At 73.9% G+C, this 12,367-nt stretch carries 10 protein-coding genes; 4 read left to right on the top strand and 6 right to left on the bottom strand.

Features of this window, described 5'->3' with window-relative positions:
• Positions 1-2 precede the first annotated feature (2 nt).
• A complete protein-coding gene (locus tag ACFYXU_RS22150) occupies positions 3-614 on the bottom strand; it encodes a TetR/AcrR family transcriptional regulator (protein ID WP_389459373.1) in 612 nt (203 codons plus the stop codon).
• A 68-nt stretch (positions 615-682) separates the two neighbouring features.
• On the opposite strand from ACFYXU_RS22150, the gene ACFYXU_RS22145 reads away from it, so the two are divergent.
• Positions 683-1,204, top strand: a complete 522-nt coding sequence (locus tag ACFYXU_RS22145) for a GNAT family N-acetyltransferase (protein ID WP_384567227.1) — start codon at positions 683-685, stop codon at positions 1,202-1,204.
• Between the two features lie 36 nt (positions 1,205-1,240).
• Here the strand turns inward: ACFYXU_RS22145 and ACFYXU_RS22140 are convergent, their stop codons facing one another.
• From ACFYXU_RS22140 to ACFYXU_RS22125, 4 genes are all read right to left on the bottom strand, one after another.
• Positions 1,241-2,419, bottom strand: coding sequence for a GDSL-type esterase/lipase family protein (locus tag ACFYXU_RS22140; RefSeq protein ID WP_389459370.1), 1,179 nt, complete (start codon positions 2,417-2,419; stop codon positions 1,241-1,243).
• Between the two features lie 86 nt (positions 2,420-2,505).
• Positions 2,506-3,075 (bottom strand): TetR/AcrR family transcriptional regulator, encoded by a 570-nt coding sequence (locus ACFYXU_RS22135; protein WP_389459670.1) that lies wholly within the window; start codon positions 3,073-3,075, stop codon positions 2,506-2,508.
• 134 nt (positions 3,076-3,209) lie between these two features.
• On the bottom strand, positions 3,210-5,108 hold the full coding sequence (locus tag ACFYXU_RS22130) for an N-acetylmuramoyl-L-alanine amidase (RefSeq protein ID WP_389459368.1): 1,899 nt from the start codon (positions 5,106-5,108) through the stop codon (positions 3,210-3,212).
• A 310-nt stretch (positions 5,109-5,418) separates the two neighbouring features.
• Complete coding sequence (locus ACFYXU_RS22125; protein ID WP_389459366.1) at positions 5,419-6,852, bottom strand: lamin tail domain-containing protein; 1,434 nt, start codon at positions 6,850-6,852, stop codon at positions 5,419-5,421.
• Between the two features lie 328 nt (positions 6,853-7,180).
• Here ACFYXU_RS22125 and ACFYXU_RS22120 point away from each other — a divergent pair, with 328 nt between their 5' ends.
• From ACFYXU_RS22120 to ACFYXU_RS22110, 3 genes are all read left to right on the top strand, one after another.
• A complete protein-coding gene (locus ACFYXU_RS22120) occupies positions 7,181-7,843 on the top strand; it encodes a hypothetical protein (RefSeq protein WP_389459364.1) in 663 nt (220 codons plus the stop codon).
• Positions 7,844-7,953: 110 nt separating this feature from the next.
• Positions 7,954-8,379 (top strand): hypothetical protein, encoded by a 426-nt coding sequence (locus ACFYXU_RS22115; RefSeq protein WP_389459361.1) that lies wholly within the window; start codon positions 7,954-7,956, stop codon positions 8,377-8,379.
• Positions 8,380-8,548: 169 nt separating this feature from the next.
• Positions 8,549-9,772, top strand: a complete 1,224-nt coding sequence (locus tag ACFYXU_RS22110) for a metallophosphoesterase (protein WP_389459359.1) — start codon at positions 8,549-8,551, stop codon at positions 9,770-9,772.
• A gap of 190 nt (positions 9,773-9,962) precedes the next feature.
• Here the strand turns inward: ACFYXU_RS22110 and ACFYXU_RS22105 are convergent, their stop codons facing one another.
• The gene (locus ACFYXU_RS22105; protein ID WP_389459356.1) at positions 9,963-12,038 is read right to left on the bottom strand and encodes an MMPL family transporter; all 2,076 of its coding nucleotides are present in this window, start codon (positions 12,036-12,038) and stop codon (positions 9,963-9,965) included.
• Positions 12,039-12,367 lie beyond the last annotated feature (329 nt).

The following is a 12,367-nucleotide window of genomic DNA, read 5'->3' as shown; positions in this document are numbered from 1 at the left end:
GGTCACGCCGGGCCCGGCGGTGAGCCCTGCGCGTCGTCGGTGCTGAGCAGGGTGAGGTGGTGCTCGACGGCCGCCGTGAGCCGTTCCTCGTCGTCCGTGGCGAGGAGGTCGAGCAGGGCTCCCCGGAGTACGGCGAGGGCGAGGGTGCGGCGGGTGAGGCCGGACGCGCCGGCGCGTTCGGCCGGCGGCTGGGAGGCGGCCAGCAGGCCGAGCCAGTCCTCGACCGTCGCACGGGCGAACCCGGCCCAGGGGCCGTCGGGCTGGGTGAGGGAGCGCGTGTACGCCTCGGCCCAGAGCCGCAGCAGCGGCCGGTGCTCCTCGGCGGCGAGCCACGTCCAGACCTGGGCGACGGCCGCCGCGAGTCCGGCGGGACGGTCGGGGTCCCCGGTCCGCCCCAGGAGCGCCAGTTCGTCGGCGCGGGCGCGCGCCAGCAGGGCCCGCAGCAGGCCGTCCTTGCTCTCGAAGAGGAAGAGGAGCACCCGTGGGCTGGAGCCGATGGCCTCGGCCAGGGGGCGCAGCGACAGGTCGGCGAGACCGTGGGCGAGCGCGTACCGGTAGGCCGCTTCGAGCAGCTCGTTCCGCCGGGCGGAGGGGGTTGGCGCTTCCGGAGACATGCGGCTAGCTTAACTGAAACGACTGTTTCAGTGCAGGGTGCACGATCACGGGTCCAGGAGAGCAGCTCATGTCACAGCACGATCGGAAGCGAGCCGTCCTGCGCCGTGCGGACCGGCCCGGGGACCTGGGGTGGGTGGTGATGGCCCACGGAGAGACGTACGACCGGCAGTTCGGCTGGAACACGGACTTCGAGGCCTTGGTCGCCAGGATCGTCGCCGACTACGGTTCCGGGCACGATCCCGCCCGTGAGGCGGGCTGGATCGCCGAGGTCGACGGCCGCCGGGTGGGCTGCGTCTTCCTCGTCGCGGGCGATCGGCCGCGGGTGGCGAAGCTGCGGATCCTGCTCGTCACCCCGGAGGGCAGGGGCCTGCGCCTCGGGTCCCGGCTGGTCGAGGAGTGTCTGGCCTTCGCCCGCGCGGCGGGCTACGAGGAGGTGACGCTGTGGACCAACGACGTGCTGACGGCGGCGCGCGGGATCTACCAGGGTTTCGGCTTCCGCCTCACCGACGAGGAACGGCACCACAGCTTCGGCCACGATCTCGTCGGCCAGAACTGGACGCTCGACCTGCGTGCCGAGGCCCCCGCTTAGGCCCCGGAGTGACCGGGGCGGGCGCGGGAGGTCCGGTCAGCCCGCCGTCGCCGCGAAGGGGGCGGTGGGCGCGAAGACCCGTTCGGCGAAGTTCTCCGCGATGCGCCGGTGGCCCTCGGGGCTGGGGTGGATCGCGTCCGGCAGGGGGAACCGGTCGTGGTCGCGCTCGCCGAACAGGTCCCGTCCGTCGAGGTGGTGGAGGTGGGGATCCTCCGCGGACCGCTGCGCGACGATACCGGCCATGACGTCGCGAATGATCGTGAGGGTCAGCCGCCCCTCAGCCGTCTCGGCCGGATCCCCGGTGGCCTTGAACTTCAGGGCTCCGTCGCTGAGGTCCGGCATGAGCGGTCCGGGCGTGTTCTCGTGGGTCGGACACAGGATCGGGGAGATCAGGAGCAGGGGCGTCGTGGGGTGGCCCTCGCGGATGGTGTCCAGGAAGCCGTGGACCGCGGGGGCGAAGGCCCGCAGGCGCATGGCGTCGGTGTTGACGATGTTGATGCCGAGCTTGACGCTGATGAGGTCCGCGGGGGTGTCACGCATCGCGCGGGCGGTGAACGGGTCGGCCAGCGCGCTGCCGCCGAAGCCGAGGTTGATCAGTTCCACGCCGCCCGCGGACGCGGCGAGCGCGGGCCAGGTGGTGCTGGGCGAGACCGCGTTGGACCCGTGGCTGATGGAACTGCCGTGGTGCAGCCACACCCGGCGCCCGGTCGGGGGCGGCGGGGTCACGGGGGCGTCCGTGCGCAGGGCGATGACCTCGGTGATCTCCGCGTGCGGGAGCCAGATCTCGATGTCCTTCTCGCCGGGCGGGAGTTCGGGGAAGCGGGCGGTGCCGGCGGGGCCCGGAGTGAACTCCGATTCCTGGGTCCGCAGGTCGGTGACGGTGCGCAGGTTGCCGCCGGTCACGGTGGCCTGGGCGGCGAGCCGGCCGTCGACCAGGAGGTCGTAGACGCCGTCCGGCGGGGGCGGGAAGCCCGCGTGGACGCGCTTGGTCGGCAGGGCGTCCAGGTGGACGGTGGTGGCGCCGGTGCGGAAGGCCAGCCGGACGCCGGAGGGCTGGGCCTCCGCGACGGCCAGCCGGTCGTCGGGTATCTGGCGGCGCGCCCGCGCGGGCAGCCGGTGCGGAAGAAGCCCGTGGGCCGTCTCCTCCACGTCGAGGTGTCCGCGCAGGAAGTCCGCGGTGACGGGGGTGGTGATCAACTGCCGGCCTGTACTCATGAGGGGGCCTTTTGCTGGTGTGCGGACTGCCGGTGCCGGTGTGCCGACCGCCGGGCGGTGCGCGGGCGGCGGGTGTCGCGGCCCGGTCAGGGGGCGGGTCGGGCGCGGAGGGCGGCGTCGAGACGGTCCAGGGTCCAGGCCCAGGACTGCTGCGTGCCGATGTCCGTGTGGTCGAAGGCGCCGGCCGCCTCCAGGGAGGCGTAGCCGTGGAAGACGCTGCCCAGCATGCGGACCGCGTGCGTCTCGTCCGGCTCCGGCAGGTCGTAGCCTCGCAGGATCGCCCGGGTCATCCGGGTGTGCCGGACACCGGCGCCGGCCAGGGCCGTCTGCGGGTCGAGCCGGTACCGGGTCGCGTCGTACCGGCCGGGGTGGGCCCGGGCGTAGTCCCGGTACGCGTTCGCGAAGGCCGTCAGGGCGTCCTTGCCCGCGCGCCCGGCGACCGCTTCCGAGACCCGGTCGGCGAGTTCCTCCAGCGCGAACAGCGCGATCCGGGTCTTGAGCTCGTGGGAGCTCTTCACATGCGCGTACAGGCTCGCCGGTTTCACGTCGAAGCGCCGGGCGAGCGCGGACAGGGTCACCTGCTCGAACCCGGCCTCGTCCGCGAGGTCCGCACCGGCGAGCGTCAGACGCTCCGGGGTCAGTCCCGCGCGCACCATCGCCTTCACCCACTTCCACTGTTCCTACGACAACCATAGACCTGCCTACGACCTATAGGCAAATGTGGAAGTGGATCAGGTTCTGTGCGCCGCCCCCGCTCCTTCCGCCGGCCCAGGAGGGCCGGCGGAAGCGACTAGCGGGCCGTCTCCGCGGTGTTCACCGTCGCCAGGCGCCGGTTGTACTGGATCACCTCGTACTTCTGGTCACCGGTGACCGTGGTCTCCCGGCGCGTGGGCGTGGCGGGGAAGAAGTCGTCGGCCGCCACCGGTGTGCGGGCGGCCACGTACGCCTGTCCCTGCGGGAACGCGTACATGCTGAATCGCGTCTGGTCCGAAGCGGGCAGTCCCTGCGGGTACTCGTCGGCGCGAGGGTAGGCCGTGGTGTAGACGGAGACCGCCTTCGTGCCGCTCGCGGGACGGACGATCCGCGCGTCCGGGACGGGGCGGGTGTTCACGCCGGCCGGATTGTGGATCCAGCCCTTCTTCCCGCCGAACCACAGGGCCGTCCAGTCCCCGCTGACGTCCGCGACCACGAACTCCTGCCCCCACACCACGCTGGATCCCCAGTCGTCGATCTGGTCGGTTCCCGCCGAACCGTCCGGGCGGAGGGCGAGGTCGGAGACGAGCGGGGCGTCACCGCGCGGCGCCGAGCGGACGTAGAGGAGGTTCGACGGCTGGGTCCGGGTCCGGCACGTCGAGCCGCACACCGTCACCGGCTGCGGGTTCTTGGCGTACGTCGGGGCGATCATGACGGCCTGTCCGACCTTCACGCTCCCGCCCGTCCGCCCTTCCTCTCCCGTCCGCTCCTGGGACTTCACGGGTCCGAGGAGGCCCATGAACTTCTCCCAGTCCCAGTAGGGGCCCGGATCCCAGTGGGCGTCCGGAGCCCGCGACGGCCTCGGCGGAAGGATGTTGTCGTGCCCGATGATGTGCTTGCGGTCCAGCGGGACGTCGAAGCGCCGGGCCAGGTAGCGCACCAGCGCGGCGGTCGCCTTGTACTGGGCCGGGGTGAACCAGGTGGGCCCCTCGGCGGCGTATCCCTCCATCTCGATGCCGATGCCGTGCAGGTTCATCCAGTAGTTCCCGCCGTGGAAGGCGATGTCCTTGGTGGCGACCATCTGCGTCGCCTCACTGCCGTCGGCCTTCAGCACGTAGTGCGCCGAGACCCCGCTGGCGGGGTCCTTGAACCAGCTGACTCCCCCGTCGTAGGACCCTTCGAGGTCGTGGATGACGATGAAGTCGACCGCCATGCCGTTCGAGTTCCGCGAGGACACCTGGTAGTTCGAGGCGGCGGCGGGGGCGAACCGGCAGCGCAGCTCGGCGGGGCACTCCGGCACCGCCGCCCCGGCCGACGCCCGCAGCCCCAGCGACGCGAGCTGCGAGCGCGCCGGACGGACCGACGGCGCGCCCGGCAACGACACGCTCTGGCCGTCCTTGCGCACCCGCTGCCGGCCGGCGCGGATCGCATCGAACACGCCGTCGGCGAAGCGTCCGGCCGTGGCGGTGTCGGCGGCCTGGCTGTAGTGCGCCACGGCCCCGTACCAGCCGCCCGGGTCGATCGGCGCCGCGCGGGTGATCTGCCGCTGGTACGAGGCGAGCAGTGCCGCGCCGCCCCGGAGGTTCTGCGCCTCGTCCCGCTGGAGGACGCGGGGCGCGACGCCGATCAGCGCGGCGGCCGCCTGGAGGGTGTGCTCGGACGGATCGTCGGTGCCGGTGGCGTCCACGGGTCCTTCGCCCGGGCGGTGGGCGTACCTTCCCCCGGACGTCGTGTCCGTCAGGTGCATCGGTCCGTAGCCGCCCTTGGTGCTCGGGCGGCCGTCGTTGGCCTCCCACCAGGACGACTCGTAGCTGACGCCGAGAAGCACGTCCTTCGGTACGCCGAACTCCTCCGCCGCGCGCTCCGCCGCCCGTTCGAAGGCGTCGGGTGCCGCGTCGGAGGGCAGCGCGTACCCGGCGGTGGCGCATCCCCAGATGAGGGCCACCGCCGCTCCCGCGGCACCGATGCCCCGGTGCCGCCTGTGTCTGCTGGTCACAGCACGTCCCTTTCGCTAGGACGGTCGTCGTCCGGCCGTGACCGGTGCCGCGGCCGCGACCATCCTTCGCGCGGGAACCCCGGGGCCCGGCCGACGCGCCCGACACGCCCGTGCCGCGTCACCGCACCAGCGCATCCGCGGAGGGCGCGTACGGGTCGGGGGTGCGGTACGGGCGTCCGGTCGGGGCCCACGGTGCGGGGATGTGTGTGGTCCGGGCCCTCTCCCCGGTCCGACGTGTTCGAGGGGCGCGCGACCTCGGCCTGTGCCGGGTCGGGCGCCCCTCGGTCCCGTGATGTCGCCGTCGGCGGTGTCAGCAGGTGACGGTGCCCCTGCGGATCGCGTGGCCGCCGGTGTTGCTGTCGTCCGCCCAGTACACGGGCTTGGTGCCGCCGGAGCACTCGTCGGCGGCGGCGAGCGTGAAGCCCTCGTTGTTCAGGTTGGCCATGCCCGTCGGACGGTTGTAGAGGGCGGCCGGGGCGAAGGTGCCGTCGGTGCCGATCTTCATCGTGCGGTGCCGGCCGGAGCAGGTGTCGTCGCAGACCGCCCAGAGGCGCCCGGCCTGCGGCTCCCACTGGAGCTCCATGACACCGGACATGCCGCTGCTGATCGTGGCGACCCGGGTGGCGGCACCGCCGTCCTCCAGTACGTAGCCGTGGACCGATCCGGTGCCCTCCACGCCGACGAAGAAGACGCCGCCGGTGTGCGCGCCGAAGCGGCCGGGGGCGTAGGCCGCGCCGGTCGACTCGTCCTTGAATCCCGCGGCGGTGAGCGTGGCGTCCGGGATCCAGGTGATGGCCTCGAAGCCGGCGTTGGAGCCGACCGCCGGCAGGCCGGCGGTCAGGTTCCACTCCTTCGTGGCGGTCAGGGTGGTGCCGGTGCCCGTGGTGACGTCGTAGCGGAGGACGGACAGGCGGCTGGTGCCGGAGGCGTCGCCGTTGCGCTCGCTCGCCACGTAGGCACCGCCCGCCGCGCCCGCTGACGTCAGGGTCACGGCCTCGCTGTCGGGGCTCCCGGTGCCGCCGGGGAAGCGGAGGGTCTTGCCGGAGGTCCATCCGTTCGCGGTGTCCGGCCGCCAGCCGCCGGAGCCGTCGCGCACCAACCGCCAGAGCTTGCCGGAGTTCTGGGCGCCCCACATCGCCGAGCCCTCCTGGTACAGGCCGCTGAGGTCCGAGCCGAAGACGTCGGAACCGTCGGCCGTGGCCACGGAGCCGCCGCCGGGCCAGGCCTCCGGTGCCGTGCCGCCGCCGCAGGAGTTGGGCGCGCCCAGCGTCAGGGCCGCCGGGCCGAAGGAGCCGGTGCCGTCGGGGCACCGGGACCAGGACGGGGCGGAGTGGCTGGTCCAGGTGAAGCTGTCGACCAGCGTGCTGCCGCCGGGCAGGTAGAGGCGGGCCTTGTCCCCGGAGCCGAGACCGAACGACGCGGAGACGTCGAAGGCCCGGGCGGCACCGGCGCCGAGCGTCGTCCCGGACGGCACGGTGAACTTCGAGCTGTTGTTGTCGTCCTTGAGAACCCAGCCGGAGATGTCGACGGCGGCCGCGCCCTTGTTGAACAGCTCGATCGAGTCGCCGACGCTGCCCGTCGTCACCACTTCGTTGATGCGGACGTCGTCCGCCGGGGCCGCCTGGGCCGCGGGCCCGAGCACCAGGGCGGCGGCCGTCGTGGAACCGGCCGCGACCAGGCGGAGCGTGGCGCGGCGGAGGAGGGCGAGGCGACGACGCCCTTGGCGAGCGCGTACTTCGAGCACGGTGTCCGTCCCGGGGGGAGAGGAGGAGTGGGGTGGAGCGAGACGAGCGTCCTGGCCGATGCCGAACGGCGGTCGGCATCGGCCCGGTCGCCGGGTGAACGCACGTCGAACGGGCAGTCACCGGGCCGCCGGACGCCCGGTTCGGAGGGGGTGGGGAGGGGCGGCCGCGTCGTGTCGGGCTCTCGGGCGCCGGGACATCCGTGACGAGTCCGGGGCGTCGGGACAGCGGAGACGGGTGGGCGCCGGGGCCCCCGTACGGGGACGGGGTGGGCGCCGGGGCGGGCCCCCTCGTACGGGGAAGGGTGGCCGCGCCCGTACTGTGATCGCCATGACGATCAACCGTCCGGGACTCCCGCAGGACCTTCCGCCCGCCGAGCGGCTCTGGGGCCGCTGGGCCCTGATCGCCGCCGCCGGGGCCACCACCGCGGCCGAACGCCGGGCCTCCGCGCACCGCACGGGCCGCTGGATCGACGAGGACGGGCTCCACTGGGACGACGGCGGCTGCACCTGGTGGGTGATGTCCCGCAGGGGCGACGGCCGTTACGTGCTGTACGGCGAGGACGAGTCGAGCGCGGTCAAGTGGCACAAGCCGCCCGTCGACATGCTCGCGGGCGGCCCGGCGTGGCTGCCGTGGGACGAGCTGCGCGACCGGTTGTCCGGGTACGAGCTCGGCTGCGTCTACTGGTACGAGAACGGGGCCTGGGCCCGCGCTCCCTACCCGGACACCCTCGACGACGACGGCCTGGACTGCGGGATGAGCGCCCTGGCCGTCCGCGCGGAGGCGGTGGAGCTGCTGGCGGAGCGCGTCGCGGCGGTGGCCGACGGGCCGGACGCCGACGCGTTCCTCGCCCAGGCGGAGACCGGCCGGCTCGACGACGTGGACGCGTTCCTCGCGCGCGTGCGGGACCCGGACGGCGACGAGCCGGACGCGCCCGCCGTGGCCCGCGCCCTCGCCCTGGGCGGCCTGGCGGGCGAACACGCCACCCGCTGACCGGCGGGCCCGCCTTCTCCCCTCGTACGGCCGCGCCCGAAACTATCGCCATCCCGCGCCCCGCCGCCTTCTCGGCCAGCAGCTCCATCGTCGACGTCCGCCGACCGGGCATGACCAGCACCGAACCCTCCTTCACGCGCTCCGAAGCCGTCACGCCAGCCCCGCCCCCACCGCCGTCACACCCGAAGTTCGGCCGGTTCGACCCCCGACCGCTCGACCCGCACGGCGCGGTCGCCGGGGAGATCGCCGCGTTCGTCGACCGCCTGGTCGCCGAGGCCGGTCCCGCGCTGCCGAGCGCCGTCGTCGTGGACGTCGGCCGGCTGCTGGACCCGTACCGGCCGGGTCACCGGTGGGCCGTGGTCGAGGCGAACATGGCGTGGTTCTCCCACGCGTACGCCGCCGACCCGGCGCGCGTGCCGGACGTGGTGCTGCGATCGGCGGGCCCGCGCGACCGGGTACGGGCCGAGGACCTGCCGTTCGTACGGGACAGCGGCGGGGCCTGCTGGACGAGCCGTCCGCTCGACGGCGGACAATGAGAGTGCCACGACAGTCTGGCGCGAGAGGTCCGAGGTGAAGCGGGGCGTGGGCGGTGATCATGGAGGGGGATCGCCGGTGGACGGCCGGTGCCGCGACCGTGTCGCCGGCGCCGAACCGTTCCGCTCCGCTCGGCGCACGATCCGCCGGACCCGATCCCAGGAGGGACGCATGACCGAGACCAGCAACACCCGATCCGCCGCCGAGGAGGACCCAGGGGCGTCGTCGGGGAGCCTGCTGCACCGCCTGATGCGCTACATCCCCCTGATCGCGCCCCTCCTGCTGTGGTCCGTGCCGTGCTGGGTCCTCCTGCACACCGGCCAGCACTGGCCGCTCCCCGTCGCGGTGACCGGGACCGTGCTGTTCGTCCTCGGCCTGGTCGGGATGCCGCTCGCGATGGTGCGGGGGCACGGCCGTCGGCAGCAGGACGGGGCCGCGATCGTCGGTGACACGCTTCTGGGCTCCATCTGGGTCCTGTTCACCTGGTCGGTCCTGCTCGGCGTGCTGCTGCGACTCGCCCTGGCCCTGGCCGGTGTGGGTGACGGACAGGAGCGGGCCCGCATCGTCACCTGGGCGGTGCTCGGCGTGAGCGCCGTGCTTCTCGGCTGGGGGTACGTCGAGGCCCGGCGCGTGCCGCGGGTGCGCAGGCTCGACGTGGAGCTCCCGCGCCTGGGGGCGGGTCTGGACGGCACCCGGGTCGCCCTGATCACCGACACGCACTACGGTCCGCTCGACCGTGCCCGCTGGTCGGCCCGGGTCTGCGACACGGTCAACACGCTGGAGGCCGATCTGGTCTGCCACACCGGCGACATCGCCGACGGCACGGCCGAGCGCCGTCGGGCCCAGGCCGCGCCGCTGGGGACCGTGAAGGCGACGCGTGCGCGTGTGTACGTCACCGGGAACCACGAGTACTACAGCGAGGCCCAGGGCTGGGTCGACCTGATGGACGAGCTGGGCTGGGAGCCGCTGCGCAACCGCCACCTGCTGCTCGAACGCGGCGGCGACAACCTGGTGGTCGCGGGGGTCGACGACGTCACCGCCGAGTCCTCCGGACTGGCCGGGCACCGCGCCCACCTCGACGGAGCCCTCCAAGGCGCCGACCCGGACCTGCCCGTCCTGCTCCTCGCGCACCAGCCCACTTTCATCGACCGGGCCGCGGCCCACGGAGTCGACCTCCAGCTCTCCGGCCACACCCACGGCGGCCAGATCTGGCCCTTCCACTACCTGGTCCGCCTCGACCAGCCCTCCGTCGCCGGGCTGAGCCGCCACGGCGCGCGCACCCTCCTCTACACCAGCCGGGGCACCGGCTTCTGGGGCCCGCCCTTCCGCGTGTTCGCGCCCAGCGAGATCACCCTGCTCGTGCTCCGCTCCCCGCACCGGCCGGCCTCGTCCTAGCGGTCCGTGGTCCTCGCCCGGGACGCCGGGCTCGTGGCGGCCGCGATCGCGGAGGTCGCGGAGCGGTCGGTTCGGGGGCGGGGGCTCTGAGGGGGGGTGGAACGACGGACCGTCACCGGGCGCGTCCCGGCGGCGCGGGTCCGTGTGTGGAACGCCCCGCGGTGGCCCGGGGCCACCGCGGGGGGCGGGGTCAGGGTCGGTGGCGGAGTGCGCCCGGCCACCAGACCGTGGGGCCGATGTCCCTGACCAGGGCCGGGACCAGGAGGGTCCGTACGACGAGGGTGTCGAGCAGGACTCCGAAGGCCACGATGAAGGCGATCTGGACGAGGAACGCCAGCGGGATCACGCCCAGCGCGGCGAAGGTCGCCGCGAGGACGACGCCGGCCGAGGTGATCACCCCGCCCGTGGCGACCAGGCCGCGACGCAGGCCTTCCCGGGTGCCGTGCAGCATCGTCTCCTCGCGCACCCGCGACATCAGGAAGATGTTGTAGTCGACGCCGAGCGCGACCAGGAAGACGAAGCCGTAGAGCGGCACGGCCGAGTCGGTGCCGGTGAACCCGAAGACGTGCTTGAAGACGAGGGCCGAGACGCCCAGCGTCGCGAGGAAGTTGAGGGCGACCGTCGCGACCAGGAGCACGGGCAGCAGCAGGGAGCGGAGGAGTCCGACCAGGATCACGAGGATGATCGCCAGGACGACGGGGACGATGACCTTCCTGTCGCGTTCGGCGGTGACCTGGGTGTCGTACTGCTGTGCCGTCGTGCCGCCGACGAGGGCGTCGGCCCCGGGCACCGCGTGCAGGGTGTCGCGCAGCGCGGCGACGGTCCGCTTCGCGGCGTCGGAGTCCGCGGCGTCCGCGAGGGTCACGTCCACCCGGACGCGGCCTCCGGCGACGAGCGGCGCCCGGCTGCCGGGGGCGGCGAAGAGAGTCGCCGAATCCACTCCGTCGACGCCCTCGGCGGCCTTGCGCACCTGCTCGGCGGCGTCCGCGTCGGCGATGACGACGGCGGGGTTGCCCGCGCCGCCCGGGAAGTGGTCGCTGAGGCGCTGCTGCGCGGCGACGGAGGGCGCGTCGTTGACGAAGATCTCGTCGAGGGGCACGCCCTTGGAGTCGAGCGTGAAGGAGAACGCGGCGCAGGCGAGGAGGGCCGCGAGCGAGGCGGCCCAGACCTTGCGGGGCGCGCGGTCGACGAGCGCCGCGATCCTGCGCCACGCGGGGTGCGCGGCCTCGCCGTCGACGGGGGCCTTGGGACGGGCCGGCCAGTACGCGGCGCGGCCCAGCAGGACGAGGGCGGCGGGCAGGAAGGTGACCGCGCTCAGGACGGCGCAGACGATGCCGATGGCGCCGACGGGGCCGAGGGCGCGGTTGTTGGTGAGGTCGCTGAAGAGGAGGGCCAGCAGGCCGAGCGCCACCGTGGCGGCGCTGGCCGCGATCGGGCCGAGGGACTGCCGGAGGGCGGCCCGCATCGCGGGGACGCGCTCGCCGTCGCGTGCGGCGAGCTCCTCGCGGTAGCGGGCCGCGAGGAGGAGGGCGTAGTCGGTGGCGGCGCCGATGACGAGGATGGACAGGATGCCCTGGACCTGGCCGTCGACCCGGACGACGCCGTGGTCGGCCAGGACGTAGACGACCGCGCAGGCCAGCCCGAGCGCGAACACGGCGCCGACGATGATCAGCAACGGCAGCAGGACGCTCCGGTAGACCAGGAGCAGGATCACCAGGACGGTGACGAGCGCGACGATCAGCAGGATGCCGTCGATGCCCGCGAACGCGTCGCCGAGGTCGGCCTGGGTCGCCGCGGGGCCGGCCAGCCACGCCTCGGTGCCGGGAACCCCGGAGGCCTTCGCGTCCACCTGCTCCAGCACGGTGGACAGGTCGTCGCCGAGGTCGGGGCGGAGCTGCACGACGCCGCGCAGCGCCTCCCCGTCCTTGGAGGGGAAGGCGGGCGAGGGTGCTCCGACGACTCCGTCGGTGCCCTTGAGGGTGGCCAGGGCCCGGGTGGCGTCGGCCGTCGCGGACGGAGGGATCGCGCCGCCGCCCCGGGTGGTCCAGACGACCAGGACGGGGAGGGTCTCCTCCTGCCGGAACGCCTCCTGGGCCCGGAGGACCTGGGTCGACTCGGCGCCCCGGGGCAGGAAGGCGGCCTGGTCGTTGGTGGACACCTCGCCGAGCTTGCCCGCGTAGGGGCCGAGGCCTCCGCCCACGGCGAGCCAGACGACGAGCACCAGCAGGGGCAGCAGTCTGCCCATCCAGCGCGCGGATGTGGACATGGATCTCCCCGGCAATCTCTCGATGGTTAAGTATCTCGATTGTCGAGACATACTGCCACGACATCCGGGGCGCGCCGACACCGCCCTCCCCCGGCCCTCCCTCCGAGCCTCACCCGTGGTGCCGGACATCCCCTTCCGTACTCCAGCACGGCACGGATGCACTCGGCCCCAAGGAGCAGCCCGGGCGCGCCGCGGTGCGGCCCGGACCGAGAGGGGGTTGCGGCGGCACTCCCTCCGCTTGCCCCCGGAAGGCCGCATCCATCAGCGCCTCTCGGGGCGAAGGATCACCGGTGATGCGCAGGGGCATCGCGCGGGCACGGACGGATGGG

This window comes from Streptomyces sp. NPDC002232 (assembly GCF_042890295.1).
In the GTDB taxonomy this organism is placed as follows: domain Bacteria; phylum Actinomycetota; class Actinomycetes; order Streptomycetales; family Streptomycetaceae; genus Streptomyces.
The sequence above is the reverse complement of the archived record's forward strand: the minus strand, read 5'-3'. Positions and strand labels throughout refer to the sequence as shown.